General features: G+C 64.2%; 15 protein-coding genes and 1 tRNA gene. 10 read left to right on the forward strand and 6 right to left on the reverse strand.

Annotation, left to right across the window (positions count from 1 at the left end):
- The first annotated feature begins 12 nt into the window (after nucleotides 1-12).
- The gene (gene dnaG, locus JGU72_RS19605; protein WP_199685720.1) at nucleotides 13-1,923 is read left to right on the forward strand and encodes a DNA primase; all 1,911 of its coding nucleotides are present in this window, start codon (nucleotides 13-15) and stop codon (nucleotides 1,921-1,923) included.
- 126 nt (nucleotides 1,924-2,049) lie between these two features.
- Here dnaG and JGU72_RS19610 read toward each other — a convergent pair whose 3' ends face one another.
- Nucleotides 2,050-2,295, reverse strand: coding sequence for a hypothetical protein (locus tag JGU72_RS19610; protein WP_199685722.1), 246 nt, complete (start codon nucleotides 2,293-2,295; stop codon nucleotides 2,050-2,052).
- Between the two features lie 167 nt (nucleotides 2,296-2,462).
- On the opposite strand from JGU72_RS19610, the gene JGU72_RS19615 reads away from it, so the two are divergent.
- Nucleotides 2,463-2,535: transfer RNA gene (locus JGU72_RS19615), tRNA-Asn, on the forward strand.
- Between the two features lie 262 nt (nucleotides 2,536-2,797).
- Here the strand turns inward: JGU72_RS19615 and JGU72_RS19620 are convergent.
- On the reverse strand, nucleotides 2,798-4,141 hold the full coding sequence (locus tag JGU72_RS19620; protein WP_199685724.1) for a hypothetical protein: 1,344 nt from the start codon (nucleotides 4,139-4,141) through the stop codon (nucleotides 2,798-2,800).
- A 632-nt stretch (nucleotides 4,142-4,773) separates the two neighbouring features.
- Between JGU72_RS19620 and JGU72_RS19625 the strand changes: the two genes are divergently transcribed.
- The 5 genes from JGU72_RS19625 to JGU72_RS19645 all read left to right on the forward strand — a co-directional run bounded on the left by JGU72_RS19625 (nucleotide 4,774) and on the right by JGU72_RS19645 (nucleotide 9,665).
- Nucleotides 4,774-5,619 carry a class I SAM-dependent methyltransferase gene (locus JGU72_RS19625; RefSeq protein ID WP_199685725.1) on the forward strand — a complete coding sequence of 282 codons (846 nt, stop codon included), beginning with the start codon at nucleotides 4,774-4,776 and terminating at the stop codon, nucleotides 5,617-5,619.
- 170 nt (nucleotides 5,620-5,789) lie between these two features.
- Entirely contained in the window at nucleotides 5,790-6,467 is a 678-nt protein-coding gene (locus JGU72_RS19630; RefSeq protein ID WP_267909256.1) for an alpha/beta fold hydrolase, read from the forward strand.
- Nucleotides 6,464-8,182: an FUSC family protein gene (locus tag JGU72_RS31285; RefSeq protein ID WP_199685728.1), complete on the forward strand. Its 1,719-nt coding sequence runs from the start codon at nucleotides 6,464-6,466 to the stop codon at nucleotides 8,180-8,182. Before JGU72_RS19630 ends, JGU72_RS31285 begins: the two co-directional genes overlap by 4 nt.
- A gap of 133 nt (nucleotides 8,183-8,315) precedes the next feature.
- Complete coding sequence (locus tag JGU72_RS19640; RefSeq protein WP_199685730.1) at nucleotides 8,316-8,756, forward strand: VOC family protein; 441 nt, start codon at nucleotides 8,316-8,318, stop codon at nucleotides 8,754-8,756.
- 435 nt (nucleotides 8,757-9,191) lie between these two features.
- Nucleotides 9,192-9,665 carry a hypothetical protein gene (locus JGU72_RS19645; RefSeq protein WP_199685732.1) on the forward strand — a complete coding sequence of 158 codons (474 nt, stop codon included), beginning with the start codon at nucleotides 9,192-9,194 and terminating at the stop codon, nucleotides 9,663-9,665.
- A gap of 15 nt (nucleotides 9,666-9,680) precedes the next feature.
- Here the strand turns inward: JGU72_RS19645 and JGU72_RS19650 are convergent, their stop codons facing one another.
- Nucleotides 9,681-10,520 (reverse strand): helix-turn-helix transcriptional regulator, encoded by an 840-nt coding sequence (locus JGU72_RS19650; RefSeq protein WP_199685738.1) that lies wholly within the window; start codon nucleotides 10,518-10,520, stop codon nucleotides 9,681-9,683.
- 130 nt (nucleotides 10,521-10,650) lie between these two features.
- On the opposite strand from JGU72_RS19650, the gene JGU72_RS19655 reads away from it, so the two are divergent.
- The 3 genes from JGU72_RS19655 to JGU72_RS19665 all read left to right on the forward strand — a co-directional run bounded on the left by JGU72_RS19655 (nucleotide 10,651) and on the right by JGU72_RS19665 (nucleotide 13,255).
- Complete coding sequence (locus JGU72_RS19655) at nucleotides 10,651-11,589, forward strand: SDR family oxidoreductase (RefSeq protein WP_199685740.1); 939 nt, start codon at nucleotides 10,651-10,653, stop codon at nucleotides 11,587-11,589.
- A gap of 215 nt (nucleotides 11,590-11,804) precedes the next feature.
- Nucleotides 11,805-12,494: an enoyl-CoA hydratase/isomerase family protein gene (locus JGU72_RS19660; RefSeq protein WP_199685741.1), complete on the forward strand. Its 690-nt coding sequence runs from the start codon at nucleotides 11,805-11,807 to the stop codon at nucleotides 12,492-12,494.
- Nucleotides 12,495-12,562: 68 nt separating this feature from the next.
- On the forward strand, nucleotides 12,563-13,255 hold the full coding sequence (locus JGU72_RS19665; RefSeq protein WP_199685742.1) for a TIGR00266 family protein: 693 nt from the start codon (nucleotides 12,563-12,565) through the stop codon (nucleotides 13,253-13,255).
- Between the two features lie 29 nt (nucleotides 13,256-13,284).
- On the opposite strand, the gene dmpG is transcribed toward JGU72_RS19665, so the two are convergent.
- From dmpG to JGU72_RS19680, 3 genes are read right to left on the reverse strand one after another with little or no spacing between them, the layout of a single operon-like run.
- Nucleotides 13,285-14,304 (reverse strand): 4-hydroxy-2-oxovalerate aldolase, encoded by a 1,020-nt coding sequence (dmpG, locus tag JGU72_RS19670; protein WP_199685743.1) that lies wholly within the window; start codon nucleotides 14,302-14,304, stop codon nucleotides 13,285-13,287.
- Nucleotides 14,301-15,269 carry an acetaldehyde dehydrogenase (acetylating) gene (locus JGU72_RS19675; protein ID WP_199685744.1) on the reverse strand — a complete coding sequence of 323 codons (969 nt, stop codon included), beginning with the start codon at nucleotides 15,267-15,269 and terminating at the stop codon, nucleotides 14,301-14,303. Before JGU72_RS19675 ends, dmpG begins: the two co-directional genes overlap by 4 nt.
- A 4-nt stretch (nucleotides 15,270-15,273) precedes the next feature.
- Nucleotides 15,274-16,080, reverse strand: a complete 807-nt coding sequence (locus JGU72_RS19680) for a 2-keto-4-pentenoate hydratase (RefSeq protein WP_199685745.1) — start codon at nucleotides 16,078-16,080, stop codon at nucleotides 15,274-15,276.
- Between the last annotated feature and the right edge of the window lie 104 nt (nucleotides 16,081-16,184).

Below are 16,184 nucleotides of genomic sequence, written 5' to 3' on the forward strand. Positions count from 1 at the left end.
GACTCGCACCTCGTGGCCGGTCGAATCCCAGAACGCGATATCGCCGCCATTCGCGAGCGCGTTCACATCGAGGACATCGTCGGCGAATACGTGTCACTGCGCCGTGCGGGCGGCGACTCGATGAAGGGTCTGTGCCCGTTCCACGACGAGAAATCGCCGTCCTTCCACGTCCGCCCCAACCATGGCTTGTTCCATTGCTTCGGCTGCGGCGAGGGTGGCGACGTCTACTCGTTCATGCAGAAGATCGAGCACGTGAGTTTCGGCGAGGCGGTCGAGCAGCTCGCGGACCGAGTCGGCTACACCATCTCCTACGAGGGCGGCGGAACTGCGGTTCAGCGCGACCGGGGGACTCGTTCTCGACTCGTCGCAGCCAACGCGGCGGCACAGGAGTTCTATGCCGGGCGATTGGCCGGTCCTGACGCCGCGACCGCGCGAAAGTACTTGACGGAGCGCAAGTTCGATGCCGCTGCGGCCGCCCAGTTCGGCTGCGGGTACGCGCCGGAAGGCTGGGACACGCTGACAAAGCACCTGCTGCAGAAGGGCTTCGAGTTCAAGGAACTGGAGGCGGCCGGTTTGTCGCGGCAGGGCAAGCGCGGACCCATCGACCGATTCCATCGACGGCTGCTCTGGCCGATCCGGAACCTCGGCGGCGATGTCATCGGGTTCGGTGCGCGCAAGCTGTTCGACGACGACACCATGCCCGGTAAATACGTCAACACGCCGGAAACGATGCTGTACAAGAAGTCTCAGGTCTTGTTCGGTCTCGACCACGCGAAGCGCGACATCGCGAAAGGGCACCAGGCGGTCATCGTCGAGGGCTACACCGATGTCATGGCCATGCATCTCGCGGGCGTCAAAACTGCTGTAGCAGCGTGCGGTACCGCGTTCGGTGACGAGCACCTCGCACTGCTGCGCAGGCTCTTGATGGACGACAACTTCTGGCGCGGCGAGATCATCTACACCTTCGACGGCGATTCGGCGGGCCAGTCGGCTGCGATGAAAGCCTTTGCGGGCGACCAGAACCTGGCGGGGCAGACGTATGTCGCGGTTGCGCCGGACGGTCAGGATCCGTGCGATCTGCGGTTGCGGTCCGGCGACGCGGCCTTGCGTGATCTCGTTGCGCGGCGAGTTCCGTTGTTCGAGTTCGCGATCAAGGGCGTCCTCGCCGAGTGCAACCTCGAGGAGGCGGAGGGGCAGGTCGAGGCACTGCGCCGTGCCGTCCCAACGGTAGCGCGCATCAAGGACGACGCGTTGCGCAAGGCGTACGCCACCCGGCTCGCCGGGTGGGTCGGTTGGGACGACATCCCCTCTGTCATCGCGCGGGTCGGCGAGGAAGCGGCCAAAGGCGGCACCGCATCGACCGGCGGACCCCAGCGGCGGCGGCCGGCGAAGGCGCGCGAGCACGTTGCTGCGCCACCGTCGTCGACGGATCCGAGTCTCCGTCCGCAGCGGAACGCGTTGAAGGCTGTGCTGCAATACCCGGGACTGGCCGGCTCGGTCTTCGATTCGCTGCCCGGAGACTCGTTTACGCACCCCGCCTATGCGGCGGTTCGGAAAGCGGTCGCGGATGCCGGCGGGACGGCCTCCGGGCTCGGCGGAAACGAGTGGGTGTCGACGGTTGCGGACCAGACTGCCGACCTCACCGCGCGCTCGCTGGTCATGGAACTCGCTGTCGAGTCCCTACCGGCGGGCGAGGACGTCATTCCGCGGTACATCACAGGCGTTCTCGCGCGCCTGCAAGAGGTTTGGGTGGGTAAGCAGGTCGCCGAGCTGAAATCGAAGCTGCAGCGGATCTCGCCGGCCGACGCACCCGACGACTACCACGCGCTCTTCGGCGATCTTGTTGCGTTGGAGCAATATCGGCGCAGTCTGCTCGAGCAGGCGATGGGCAACGCCGACACCGAGGACTTTGCTGCCGGCTAGCTTGCCGCTCGAGGGCGTGCCGAACCGCTTGGTCGTCGGCGGGGCTGCTGTCGTGTCGGTTACTCGCGATTGGGTCAGCTAAGCGCCTGTTCGGCATGCAAACGAGGGATTTGCGGTGCGTGCGGCTCAGCGGCGAAGGTGCTCATGCGGGACGAGGATGGTCGTCCGCTCGTCGATCGGCTCCAGCGGTTCGAGTTGGGGACGAGTGTTGAGAGTGTCGGACAATTTCTGGCGTCCGGCGCTGAGAATCTTCTTCGTCGCGGGATTCGTCGCAACTACTCGCGCGGCCTTGCTGATCTGCTCGTAGCGTGCGCGCCCAGCTTTGGTGCCGAGTACGTATCCCGCCGCGCCGACGACGACCAGTCCGATCATTCTTGCGTTCCTCCCATAGGCAGCCTGATCTATCCTGCCTGACGGCCGGTACGCATGTCGATCCGAGCCCATCCCACGGGCTCCGACCAGGGAATTTGAGTGGACGCGAGGGCATACGCTAGAGTTCCACTTCGGTCCAGCCGGAGACGGACGGGTCGCGAGCACAATCCCCTGTAGCTCAATTGGCAGAGCATTCGACTGTTAATCGAACGGTTGCTGGTTCGAGTCCAGCCGGGGGAGCGTCGATAAGCCCTCTGACCTGCAGCGATATTTCTGCAGGCAGGGGGCATTTTCGTACCGATAGTGGCAAAGTGGCCTTCAAGGGCGCACAGGTGTGGTGTAGGCGCCCCTGCAGCGGGCTTGCTGTCGGAATAGCGATAGATTCTGGAGCCGGTTGTCGCTGCGTCTGTGCCGATCTGCGCCATGGAAATCGCATGAAATCCGGTGCGGGCGAGCAGATCGGCTTGACCGTGATGATTGACAGCCGTCCTCCCACCGGTGTTTACCAGAACGTAGCGTCCATTCCGTACTGCCCGAGGACCCCGTTCAAGGCCTGCGAGAGTTCCTGCCGTGTCAAAGGATTCGGCGGATGGAGACCGGAAACCCGAAGCGCGACCGTTCCACCCACTTCCAGAACGGTCATCGCAAGGGATCCACCGAGTGCACCGAGGCGCACGGGATCTTCCGCCGTCCGATTGATCAAGCTCCCGGCCATCGAGGAAGCGTTGTTGCCGTCGATGCGCAGCACCGCAGAATCGGGTTTCCCAACAGTCGTAACGACTGTTCCGAGGTAATCCGCGGCCGCTGGACTCGATAGGATTCGAGCCAGTCGGGGCCGTGGCACGATTTTGTGCAGCGCTGCCAACGCAGCGTGGGGGTCGCTCTTTCCTTCCGGATCCGACTTCAACGCTTCCTTCAGTTGATGTCGCAACTCCCGCAGATCCGTGGTGCGAACCGGTACACACTCGACGTTCAGGGTGATGCCTCGAACGGCATTTGCCCGACCGTCGCCGTGTGGGAATCGAGTGCTGACAGGCATCTTGAGCTGCACGGTCCCCGTCGTCGATATGCGCCCCAACGAAGTGGCCAAGTCGGCAGCGACCGCGAGTGCGAGGACTGTCGAGGTGCCTCCCCGATTCGACGCCGAAGCATGCCACGCCGTCGAGGGCACGAGGGCGGTCGCGCGGGGGATTTCGAAATCCTCGCTCAGTTCGAGGACCGCGGTCGACAGCGGTTGCAGGACTTGCGGGGTTTCGACCGAATCGCGCTGCCCAGTCGGTCCACGGCGCGCCAGCGCGACGTGGAATCGCAGTGCGCGGGCAATGTTGCGGGTGGCGTCGACGACGTCGCCGAGACCCCGCAGCAACTTCGAGTTGCGTTCGGTGCAGTAGGACTGATCGACAGCGCGGTCGAGCACCGCGTCCGCGATCGATTGCATGAGGAGCAGTCCGTCGGCAATTGCATGCGACACGAGCAACGATGCAATAGCGCCGCCGCCTTCCAGCGGTACTGCAGCAAGCCGCCAAGCCGGACCGCCGTAGGCGTCGATGTATGCGCGCGACTGCTCGGTCAGCCAACTCTCCATGCGGTCGAGCGGAATTGGTCCCGTATCGATCTCTAGCGGTGCGAAACGAGTGGCCGGCGTCCAGCTGTCTCCGGCCGCTCCCAGGGCGGCGGGTGCAATTGCGCGACCGAGCATTCCACTCTTCAGTCGCTCGTTGAAACTTCGCAGTGCAGCGATGTCGAGAGTCCGGTCGTACACCCACACGACCTGTGAGGCGTTGACCGCAAGAGCCTGTTCCATCCGCGCCATCAAACTGTCGATCTCGCTGAGCCGTTGAGGCATCGGTACTCCTCGAATCCAGAGGTTCCGGACCACCCCACGTAGACCCGGACCTTGGCGATCGGCCGGCCTGCCCCAGTGGACTGAGTTACATTGTGCACCAGCTGAATTCGCGCGACCATCGATGAACTTCACCGGCGGACGGGTGCGCGATCGCTGCTGTCGATTGTGCCGAATCGGATGGGAAGTGCGCACTCCCTCGAGTGGATGACAGCACTTTCGGGGTCATGGTTCGGCGAATCATTCAGTAGGCCAGGAACAGGATCTGTTCGCGTGAGTAGACGTGATCCATTCGTGCCGTAGCCGAAGCAGGCGCCGTTGCCGTCCGGCAAAGAACTCCACCCGCCGCCTCCCAGAAAAGCGCGGGAGTCCGTCGTGGCTGGGTGACCAAAGATCTGCGCGCGCAGCGACGTCGACGCCGACCGAAGGTTCGTCGAGAACCACCATTGCAGTCCGCCGCAAGGCAGCGGCCACGAGTTGCGTCACCCCCGATGTGCACTCCTCTACGACAGTCAGCGTGCGCACAAGCGCGATCTGGCTATGGCTGTCAGGGCACTTCAGGCGCATCCTGTGAAGTGCGCAGAGTGGGACGAGTGTGGTCGGCATGCTGGGTTCTCGTCGGCGAGGAGGAAAGCATGGAAAGCGCGCCGAGCAGGACGGCGATGTTTGCGGCCGTGTCGCGTGGCTTGTTTCGCCTGGAGAATGCGTCGCCGTGGGTACTGGACGATGTGCTGGCCCTGGTACTCGTCGGCCCGGTCTGGCAGCAGCTGCGAGACCAGTTCGATCCGCTGTTCCCCAGCACGGTCCGTCGCGAATCCCGCGCGGCTGTCTGCACCCGCAGCCGGTACGCCGAGGACCGGCTGGCTGCTGGCGCCTTCACGCAGTACGTGATTCTTGGCGCGGGGCTCGACTCGTTCGCGTGGCGGCGGCCGGATCTGCTCGGCCCGCTGACGGTGTTCGAGGTCGATCACCCTGCGTCCCAGGCCTGGAAGCTCGAGCGGGTCAGGGAGCTCGGCCTGCCGCTCAGCGACTCGCAGGTATTCGTGCCGACTGATTTCGAGGCCGGACCGGTTCAGAATGCTCTGGGCCCGGCCGGGTTCGACTGGGCGCAGCCGGCGATGTTCTGCTGGACGGGCGTCGCACCCTATCTGACGGCACAGGCGATCGAGTCAGGGTTGCGCACGATCGCGGCGGCTGCTCCCGGGTCTGAGGTGGTGTTCTCCTACCGGGCCGAGGACTGTGCGCTCGACGATGTGGGGACGGAATTCGCCCGTATCTACACGCCGATCGCAGCTTCTGTCGGCGAGCCTCTTCAGCCTGGCTGGCCGGTCTCCGATATCGAGAGGCTGATCGGCCGGTGCGGGCTGAAGGTCATGGACCATCCTTCACGTGCAGACCTCGAGCAGCGGTACTTCGCCGGCCGTACCGATGGTCTGCGGCCCTACACTTTCGAGACCCTGGTGGCGGCACGGGTCACCTGAGTACGGGTCTTGCGGCCCGCTCCCGTACGCGATATAAGTGCTGGGTGACGTGGGCGTCTTGAATGGCTGGTCATAGTGCGACGGAAGGCGGTGCCGCGCAGATCTGCGAATCTCGGCATACGGCGCCAACGGAATCGGATTCTGCTGACCCTCCGCGCACATCATGGCTTCTGTTACACGGAACTCCGCTGACGGCGGCGGTCTGGGACGACGTGCGGCCGATGCTTTCTGCGCACGGTGACGTCTTCGCTCCGAACATCACCCCGCCGAATTCCCCGGAAAACGAGCTGCAAGCCCGTCTGGCAGCGTCGCTGTCCGAGAAGCGCCTTTCGGGACTGCCGGCGTTGCACGTGGTAGGTCACTCGTTCGGTGGCCAGGTCGCGCTCGAACTTGCTCTGCTTCGCCCTGATCTGGTGTCGCGCCTGACGCTGCTCTGCACCAGAGACACACCGTTCCCGGCGTTCGCTGCCACAGCGGACGCCGTCGCGGCAGGTGCGGTCGACGTCGATAGCTCCCTGCAACGGTGGTTCGGTCCCGACGAAATAAACCGCAATGGACACGCAGTTCGCTACGCCCGCCGAGCGCTCGGCGACGCACCAAGAGCATCATGGGCATCAGCGCTCAGAGCCATCGCTACATTCGACTGTTCCGACCGCACCCCGTCGATTTCCTGCCCCGTCACTGTGATTGCAGCGGAACATGATGCGGTGTCCGATGTCGTCGCCATGGAAGCAATGCATCGTCGTCTGGCGCGTTCGACGTTCGTCGTGCTTCCGCACGCCTGGCACATGAGTATCTTCTGCGAACCCGGCAGACTGCACGCGCTGCTCCAAAATCGGTCGGCGTGATCTCGGCCGTGCCGGCAATGCGATCAGCGTTCGGAGTCATCGGGTCATCGACAGTCGACGCATTGCGGCCATCCAGCGCTCCCATGGCATGGGGACCGGCCATCCGAACTCTCACCGTCGTTGCCGCGATCCTGCTCGCGGGCGCGGTCTTCGGAGCGCTCGACGTCGTTGGGATCGCCTACTTGGGCGCCGCGTGTGCGGTCGCTTTCGTTCAGACACAGACCTATCGCGCAGTACTGACTGCACTGGTCTTTCAGGCCGTCGGCGCAGTCGTCGGCCTGGGGATCGCCGCACTGACACCGGACACCCCGGTAGCTCTCGTTCTGACTGCGACTGTGGTCGCAGGGGTTTCGGGTGCGATTGGCTCGCTGAGCCCCGCGGCTCCAGGGTTCGGAATGATGCTGTCGATCGGACTCGCGTTCGGGCAATTCGGGCAATCGCCGGTTCCGTGGTGGGCGCAATGTTCGTGGTACTTGGCCGGGACCGTCGCGGTTGGCGCAGTGTGGTTGTGGCCGTGGCTGTTCGACAGCGGCGCCGGTTCCAAGGAGGCGGCTGCTGTGTTCGACGCGGCCGCCGATCTGTGCGAGGCAATCGGTGGCCCCGATATGGCTGTAGCCCGTGCGCGACTCGCGGCTGCGTGGGCCACCGCACAGGCAGGGCGACGCAATATCCGTGCGGAGTTGGCCGGATTCGCGGCGGCCGCGCTCTTCGCGGAGGGAACCGAGGTGCCTGCCGCTGCAGTCGCCGCGCTGCGACGTGCGGCCGAAGACGCGAGGTCCGGGGACGTCAGGACCACTGAGTTCGTCGAACTGCCCGCGACGACACCAGGCCTGAGTGCCCTTGCAGACGCGTTCTCCGATGCGCCGAAACGGTTTCCGGGCTCCGCGAATCTTCCATTCGCCGACCGCGCGGCCGCGGCGTCGAGGTCGCTACGGTCACGGGAAGTACTGGATGCAAGTGTCCGGTTGGGTGTGAGTATGGGCGTGGCGACAGCAGTCAGCAGTGCCCTGCACGGTGCAGCCCATTCTTTTTGGTTGCCTCTCACGGTCGCCGTCATCATGAGACCGGAGTACGCGTCCATTTTCGTTCGCACCGTGAATCGCGTCGCCGGAACCGTCGTCGGGGCCGTGTGCGCGGCCGCGATCCTTCTCGTGGCTCCTGCTGGTGTCGGGGTCGCGATCGGTGCAGCGTGCGCACTGGCAGTCGGTGTGCTGTTGGCCCCGAAACTGTACGCGCTGAGCGTGATCGGAGTAACCGCCGCTGCGCTGCTGGCGTCGTCGATCGGGACGGTCGACGTAGTGCTTCCTCTTGTGCGGCTGTTCGACACCTCGCTCGGCGCACTCATCGCCATCGTGATCGGCTATGCCCTGTGGCCGAGCGCGCGCCGTATGTCCGACGCGGGAAGACTGCGTCGGGCAGCCGACGCAGCCGATGCGTATCTGTCCGCCGCCGTCGGCGGTTCGCGCCCGGCGTTACAACTACCCCGCGATGATGCGTACCGATCAGCACACCTGGCACGGCAGAGCGCCGAGCGGGCGTCGGCCGAGCCGCCACCGGTCAACCGTGTTGCATTGGAACAACTTCCGTACACAATCCGATTGGAGCAGCTGATCGACGAAATTACCCGCCTGGTAGCCACCGTCGACGCCGGGGGAGATGTCGGGGCCGAAGCGCAACGCATCGGCGAGCAGATCGAGGAGATCCGCGGGCATTGATCACCGCGCCGACCGCGTAATGGCCGTATGCGAGGCTGTCGCAGCGAAATTCTCGATCCTGGCATGTCGAGAACCGAGACTCGGCTCCGTCCCAGCGTCGAAATCGAAAGAACTCAATTGGAGGATGGATTCCATGGCACACGTACGACGTTTCGACCACATCGGCATCACCGTCGCGGACCTCGAAGCTGCGACGGCGTTCTTCGTCGGACTTGGCCTCGAGGTAGCGGGCACCGGTTCTGTGGAGGGAGAGTTCGTAGAGACCGTGTGCGGCATCCCGGGCGCGCGCTGTGAAATCGCAATGCTGCAGCCGCCGAACGGCGGGTCCGGGCTGGAGCTCGCGATGTTCGTCACCCCCGACCATGTACCAGGATCGCCGAGTGCGATGGCCAACGAGCTTGGGTTGCGCAACGTGTCCTTCGAGGTGGGCGATCTCCAGGCGGCCGTGGATGCGGTCGCTGCGGACGGGTACGGGCTCGTCGGTGGCATCGGTGAGTACGAGAACAGCGTCCGGATGGCGTATGTACGTGGGCCGGAAGGGATCATCGTGTCGCTTTTCGAGCAGATCGGCTGACACGCGCCCGGTATTGACGGGTTACAACAATTTCGGCCTGAAATGTTCCATTTCAGTCGAAATGGGCGATACATCAATCACAGCCATGAATCAGGGCGCGAAGTCGGCCGCGAACGGCCGGACAGCGCGCTCGATGCATGGACCCGCACCTGCTCAGGGAGGTGACTGTCATGATGTACTACCCGCTGTGGTGGCTCTGGCTGCTGAATTACTTGGCCTGAAATAACGGCAATGCAGAGCAGCATCTTGACTGGTTGGCAGCCGAATGTGCCACCGGTCGGGTCTCGCCCGTGCCGTAATCGGCTAGAGGGCTGATAATTCGCACCCTCTACCCTGACCATCTACACCTGGGGTCTCTACAGCCGCCCGCTGGTCAGGAGGAAACTGGAAGGCACACCAGGTGAGGTGTCATGAGCGTCGCAGAGGGGACACAACATGCCACACGTTTCACGCGCAATCCGGATCGCCGGCGTGGTTTTCGGCCTCGCTTTGGTCGCGATATCGCCGGCCGGTTCTGTTGCGGCGGAACCGATTCCCGGAATCGACTCCGGTTCTGCGGGACCTGGTGCGCCTGCCTCGCCGCCACCGGTGGTCGGTCTGAACAATTACTGCGCAGTTCATGGCGCCGTCGGCCTTCTGTCGAACGGCAGGACCGTTTATTGCACGCGCGTCGCGCGAACCGATGCGTGGGTATGGTCTTATTCGCCCGATCTGATGCCGATAGATCCGAACAGACGCCTCTACACCTGTACCGATGCCTGCCGACTCCCGGACGGGTCGTTCGTGCCGAACTACCAGCGATGCGGAATTCTCTGCGGCGAGCCGCCGACCTCGGGCGACATTCAGTCCGGGCTCGCCGACTGCTTCAACTCGGGCGCGCCGTACCAAGAGTGCGTCGCACGACGCTAGACGCGCGCTCGTGTCTCAGATAGACGTTGTGCCAACGACCGACAGCAGTTGTAGTTTCTCGTAGCTTTCGCTCCCGGGTACTGCCGTGTACACGAGCAACAAGTTCGATTGCTCTGGGTCCAGCAAGATTTGACAGTTCAGTTCCAGAGGCCCGACGGTGGGGTGCAAGTATCGTTTGATCGCTTTCGGGCGGATGCCGATTTCGTGCTCCTTCCACAATGTGCGGAATTGCTCGCTGCGGTCGGTTAGCAACTCTGCCAGGTGAGCGGCTTTCGACTTGGGTCCACGCAGCGTGAGTACGCCACGCAGTCCTGAAACGTACATTCGCGAGTAGAACTGGTGATCCTCAGGCGGATGCAGAGCACGGGCCGCTGGATCGGTGAACCATCGGTAACCGATGCTTCGCGCTGGGCCGGTGAGGCGGCTCAGGTCGCCTACGAGCGCGACGCCGAGCGGCGTTTGGCGCAGCGTCTCACCGAGTTCGGTGACGATCTCAGCAGGTGTGTCGTCGGTCAGCCGGTCGAAGATTCGCAGCATTCCCGGACTGATGTACTCACGATCGGCGTCCCGAGCGGGCGGTTGGTGTCCGGCGAGGCGAAAAAGGTGATCGCGCTCGTCACGCGACAAGTGCAGTCCCTGCGCAATCGAAGCGATCATCTGCTCTGACGGCTGTGGGCCGGTTGCACGCTCCAGACGCGCGAAGTAGTCGGGCGACATGTGACACAGCGCCGCGACCTCCTCGCGCCGCAAACCAGGAGTTCGGCGCCGCTGACCACGCAGCAGCCCCACATCCTCCGGCTGCAACGCCTCACGGCGGCCGAGGAGAAACTCGGCAAGCCCCGCTCGATCGATCATGCATGCATCCTCTCGCACCCCGGATCGCTCAGCCACGGATCGTCAAGTCGTGGATAATTCCCACGTCGCGAGGCAGGCTCGTCCGCAGGCACCGAACGGTGCACCACGGGTCGACATCAGGAGTGAGCCCATGTCAGACAAGCAGTACGACATCGCAGTACCCGACCTCTCCGGAAAGCGGGCGGTGGTCACCGGAGCGAGCGATGGCATCGGACTCGGAATCGCGACGAAGCTTGCAGGTGCGGGTGCGGAAGTCGTTCTTCCGGTCCGAAACCCACACAAGGGCGAGGCGGCGGTCGCGAAGATCCGGGCTCGCCATCCAGCTGCGAAACTTGTTCTGCGGGAGGTGGATCTGTCGTCACTGGCGTCGGTTGCGGCGCTCGGCGAGCAGCTACGTGCCGACGGTTCGCCGATCCATTTCCTTGTCAACAACGCAGGCGTCATGACGCCGCCAGAGCGACAAACCACCGCCGACGGCTTCGAGTTGCAGTTCGGGACCAACCACCTCAGCCACTTCGCGCTCACCGGCCACCTGCTACCTCTGCTGCAGGCAGGTCAGGCACGGGTGACGACTCAGTCGAGCGTCGCGGCGCGCAGCGGCGCGATCAACTGGGACGATCCGAACTGGGAGCGCACATACGACGGCATGCGCTCCTACCGACAGTCGAAGATCGCATGTGGGCTGTTCGGTCTCGAACTGAGTCGTCGTAGCAGCGCAGCAGGCTGGGGGATCACGAGCAACATCTCCCACCCCGGCGTCGCCCCGACCAGCCTGCTCGCGGCACGCCCGGAAGTTGGCCGCACCGGCGACACCAGGGAGGTTCGGATAATCCGCTGGCTGTCGGCGCGCGGAATCATCGTCGGAACGGTGGACAGCGCAAAACTCCCCGCCCTGATGGCTGTGGCGGCGCCCGAGTCGAGAGACGGCGGCTTTTACGGTCCGCAGTGGCCAGGCAACGTCGGCGGTCCGCCCGGTGCGCAGAAACTGTGGAAACCGTTGCGCGACAACGATAATGCGTCACGCCTCTGGGCGCTGTCGGAGAAGTTGACGGGTGTCACCTATGCGTGACGGGTCGCTTCTAAACGGCGCTGCCCCCACATCTGCCGGTGCGCCGCCCCTTCAGCACATAACGACCGAGTGTCACTTGACGCGGACGGCGATCTGCTGAGGCCGTGGCGACGAACCCCACGGGAAATGTACTCGCGCAGCACGGTGAGCGACGCATGTCGTTGCCGCCATGTCCGGCACCGCGATAGCGCTGCACTTATGTGAAAGGTGACTGCATGCCCTACCTTGCCCGCTCTGGAGACGTGTCGATCCTGTACCTGGGCGAACCGGATTCGCCGAACTCAGAAAATCGATTCACCCCGGAATGGCTGGACTCGGTCAACGCGCTGTTGGGCGAGGTCGAAGCAACGGATGGTCCGCGAGCACTCGTCACAACGGCGCACGGCAAGTTCTTTTCGACCGGCGCAGACTTGGATTGGGGTGTCGCGAACCCGGGTCGGATCGATTGGTTGCTCACTGAAATTCAAGTGCTGCTCGCTCGACTCCTGGTTCTCCCCATACCCACGGTTGCTGCCCTCCAGGGGCATACGTTCGGGGCAGGCGCATTCTTGGCAATTGCCCACGACCACACGGTCATGCGCGCCGACCGTGGATACTTCTGCCTGCCCGGAATAGCGCTCGGTGCGTCGTACGCACCAGGCGTCCTGTCGCTTGCGGCAGCTCGGCTCCCTGCGCGCGCCGGTCACGAGGCGCTCACGACAGGCCGTCGCTATGGCGGAGTCGATGCTCGGAATATGGGTCTGGTCGACGCCGCCGAAGACGACTCGCGTGTTTTGCAGTCTGCGATCGAATACGCCCAGGGTGTCGCCCATACTCGGAGCCCGGTACTGGGGGAGATCAAACTCGGCCTCTACTCGCGGACGGTCGCGGCACTACGTCGCCCCGTCACGGGTTATAACCGTTAGGACCTCCGGTCCGCGATACCGTAGGGCAGCTCGTATGACTTCGTTCAACAGTCCTTTCGGAGGAATTCATGGAGACAGTCATCAGTTGCGGGCCTGCGTTCGCGTATGCCGAGATCAGTGTCCCCGTCGGCGGAGCGGTTCGGGTCGAGGCGGGCGCGATGGCGATGATGCGCGGAGACGTCTCGATCACCACGTCGACTCGTGGCGGCTTCTTGAAGGGCCTGCGCCGATCCCTCGGTGGGGCAAGCTTTTTCGTCAACGACTTCACCAGTGAGCGGGGTGGCATCGTCGGTGTTGCCGGCGCCCTTCCCGGCGACCTGGTCGAAACCAGCGTCACCGGGGGAACTGCGCTCCTGGTCCAGTCCGGCTGCTGGCTCGCATCCGACCCGACGGTCGACGTCGACTCCAAATGGGGCGGCAGCAAAGGTTTCTTCAGCGGCGCCGGGATCGTTCTGTTGCGGTGCAGTGGAAATGGCGAAATTCTGTTGTCCAGTTACGGCGCCATTCGGTCGTTGACGCTCGCAGCCGGCGAACCGGTGACGCTCGATTCCGGCCACGTCGTGGCGTTCGACGAGTCGGTCCAGTACCGGATCCGCAAGGCCGGTGGGTGGAAGTCGATGTTCCTCGGTGGCGAGGGCATCGTCACCGAGTTCACGGGTCCGGGTCGGCTCTGGATGCAGACCCGCAGCGCGACGGACCTCGTCGAGTGGCTTCGTGAACGGATGCCGTCGAGTAGCGGGAGCGGCACCGACGGCACCTAGGGTCACACGCGCTGCGGGCCTCGCGTGGCTTACAGTGCTTGCGTCGCGGCGGCGAGGTCGAGGGCGATGTCGACGATGAGGTCCTCCTGCCCGCCGACCAGGCCTCGGCGGCCGACTTCGAGCAGGATGGTGCGCACGTCCAGGTCGTAGCGCTTCGCGGCAGTTTCGGCATGGCGGAGGAACGAGGAGTACACGCCCGCGTAGCCAAGCGTGAGGGTCTCCCGGTCGACCCGCACAGGCCGGTCTTGCAGTGGTCGCACGATATCGTCGGCGGCATCCTGCAGGGCGAAGACATCGCAATTGTGTTTCCAGCCTTGCAGATCCGCCACCGCGATGAACGGTTCGATCGGGCAGTTGCCCGCCCCGGCACCGTGACCCGCGAGCGATGCATCGACACGCGTCGCGCCCTCTTCCACCGCCACAACAGAATTGGCGACGGACAACGACAGGTTCTCGTGTGCGTGGATGCCTATCTCGGTCTCCGAATCGAGCACCTGCCGATAGGCGCGGACGCGGTCACGAACGCCGGCCATCGTCAGCCGGCCACCGGAGTCTGTGACGTAAACGCAGTGTGCACCATAGCTTTCCATCAGTTTTGCCTGCCCGGCGAGTTCGGTTGGGCTCGTCATGTGGCTCATCATGAGGAAACCCGATACGTCCATACCGAGTTCGCGCGCCGTTGCGATGTGCTGAGCGGCGACATCGGCCTCCGTGCAATGCGTCGCAACTCGCACCGACCGGACGCCGAGCTTGTACGCCTGCCGCAGGTGCGCGATGGTCCCGATTCCGGGAAGCAGCAGAGTGGTCAGCCGTGCATGGGTGACGGCCGCGGCCGCGGCTTCGATCCACTCCCAGTCGGTGTGGCTGCCGGGCCCGTAGTTCAGGCTGCCTCCCGCCAGGCCGTCGCCGTGCGCAACTTCGATGGCGTCGACTCCGGCGGCATCGAGTGCCGCGACGATCCGACCGACTGCTTCGGGCGTGATGCGGTGCCGAACGGCGTGCATACCATCACGCAGGGTGACGTCCTGAACGAACAATTGAGTTGTCATCGTGCGGAAACCTTCTTTGCTGAAGCAGCTTTGGACGCGATGGCCTCGGCGTAACGCATCGCCGCGGACGTCATGATGTCGAGGTTGCCCGCATACGCGGGCAGGTAGTGTGCGGCACCTTCGACTTCGAGGAACACCGAAACCTGGTGGGTGGGATGTGCTGACGGCGTTTCCGCAAGCAACGTATGCACCGGCTGATCCGTTGGCAGCGCCGTGATTTGGATTTCTTGTTTGAGGCGGTAGCCAGGAACGTAGCTCGCGACGTCGGACACCATTTGCTTGACCGACTCGCGAATTCGGTCATGGGTCGCTTCGTCGCCCGCGGCAACGAGGCAGTAGACCGTGTCGCGCATGATGAGCGGGGGATCGGCGGGGTTCAGGATGATAACTGCCTTGCCCCGCTGCGCACCGCCGACCGATTCGATCGCGTGCGTGGTTGTTTCGGTGAACTCGTCGATGTTTGCGCGAGTACCGGGACCTGCTGATTTGGACGCGATCGAGGCGACGATCTCTGCGTACGGAACGGGCGCGACGCGCGATACGGCTGCCACGATCGGGATGGTCGCTTGGCCGCCGCAAGTGACCATGTTGACGTTGGGCGCGTCCTCGTGATCGGCGAGGTTGACGGCGGGGACGACGAACGGGCCGATCGCCGCTGGTGTGAGGTCGATCAGGCGCTTTCCGAAAGGCTCGAGCAGTGCTGCGTTCGCGATGTGGGCTTTCGCTGAGGTGGCGTCGAACACGACGTCGATCTCGGCGAAGTTGGGTAGCCCAATCAGGCCCTCCACGCCGTCGGACGTGGTCGGAACGCCGAGTCGGCGGGCACGTGCCAAACCGTCGGAGTTCGGGTCTATCCCGACCATCGCGCCCATTTCCAGCCCGACGGAGTTCCGGATCACCTTGATCATCAGGTCGGTGCCGATGTTGCCGGACCCGATGATGGCAACTTTCGTCTTGGTTGTCATGAGATCACTCCTGGATGAATGTCGCGGTAACCGAGCCGAGGCCGGTCACTTCGGCGGTAACTGTGTTGCCGGCCGCAACCGGTGCCATCGGCCCCAGCGCTCCGGACAGGATCACGTGGCCGGCACGCAGCGGCCTGCCGAACTCGTGGGCGGTCTTCGCAAGCCACGCAACGGCATTGAGGGGGTCGCCGAGGCAGGCGGCCCCGTTGCCCTCGGACACCGCGGCGCCGTCGATCCGCATACGCATTTGCGCGGCGACGGGATCGAAGTCGTCCAGTGTTCGACGTTCGTCGCCGAGTACGAACAAGCCGCTCGAACCGTTGTCGGCAACGGTGTCACCGAAAGTGATGTCCCAGTTGGCAATTCTGCTGTCGACGATCTCGAGTGCGGCCACCGCGTAGGCGATCGCGGCTCGGATTCGGGAGACGTCGAACGGACCGTCCGTGAGGTCTTCGGCGAGTACGAAGGCTATCTCGGCCTCGATCTTGGGCTGCAGCAGGCGGGTGATCGCGATCGGTTCGTCGCCCGCGCACTGCATGTCGTCGAGGAGCACGCCCAAATCCGGCTGGTGGACACCCAACTGGCGCTGCACCGCTTCGGAGGTCAAGCCGATCTTGCGGCCGACCACAGTAGCGCCGGCATCGATCCGGGCGTCGATATTTCGTTGCTGCACAGCGTAAGCCGCGTCGAGATCAGCCGAGCCGATCAAGTCTCGCACCGGGTCGCAGGGCATGCGAGTCAGTTCGGCGGCACGCAACCGGTCGGCGGCGGTCGTGACGGCTTCTGTCGTCGTGCGTAGTCGTGTGTTCATCGTTTTCCAGACTGCTAGGCGGATGTGTGAAGTGTCGGTGGTGCACGGTGTCGAACTCCAGTAGTCCGTTCCGCTCAGTGGAACGTCGGGGCTATCGTGGAGCG

Origin of the sequence: Antrihabitans auranticaus (assembly GCF_016481275.1) — a bacterium.
Classification (GTDB): Bacteria; Actinomycetota; Actinomycetes; order Mycobacteriales; family Mycobacteriaceae; genus Antrihabitans.

Coding starts and splice junctions, on each gene's coding strand:
- JGU72_RS19610 (WP_199685722.1), bottom strand. CDS start 2,295: ATGATCGGACTGGTCGTCGTCGGCGCGGCGGGATACGTACTCGGCACC.
- JGU72_RS19620 (WP_199685724.1), bottom strand. CDS start 4,141: ATGCCTCAACGGCTCAGCGAGATCGACAGTTTGATGGCGCGGATGGAA.
- JGU72_RS19625 (WP_199685725.1), top strand. CDS start 4,774: ATGGAAAGCGCGCCGAGCAGGACGGCGATGTTTGCGGCCGTGTCGCGT.
- JGU72_RS19640 (WP_199685730.1), top strand. CDS start 8,316: ATGGCACACGTACGACGTTTCGACCACATCGGCATCACCGTCGCGGAC.
- JGU72_RS19645 (WP_199685732.1), top strand. CDS start 9,192: ATGCCACACGTTTCACGCGCAATCCGGATCGCCGGCGTGGTTTTCGGC.
- JGU72_RS19650 (WP_199685738.1), bottom strand. CDS start 10,520: ATGATCGATCGAGCGGGGCTTGCCGAGTTTCTCCTCGGCCGCCGTGAG.
- JGU72_RS19655 (WP_199685740.1), top strand. CDS start 10,651: ATGTCAGACAAGCAGTACGACATCGCAGTACCCGACCTCTCCGGAAAG.
- JGU72_RS19660 (WP_199685741.1), top strand. CDS start 11,805: ATGCCCTACCTTGCCCGCTCTGGAGACGTGTCGATCCTGTACCTGGGC.
- JGU72_RS19665 (WP_199685742.1), top strand. CDS start 12,563: ATGGAGACAGTCATCAGTTGCGGGCCTGCGTTCGCGTATGCCGAGATC.
- dmpG (WP_199685743.1), bottom strand. CDS start 14,304: ATGACAACTCAATTGTTCGTTCAGGACGTCACCCTGCGTGATGGTATG.
- JGU72_RS19675 (WP_199685744.1), bottom strand. CDS start 15,269: ATGACAACCAAGACGAAAGTTGCCATCATCGGGTCCGGCAACATCGGC.
- JGU72_RS19680 (WP_199685745.1), bottom strand. CDS start 16,080: ATGAACACACGACTACGCACGACGACAGAAGCCGTCACGACCGCCGCC.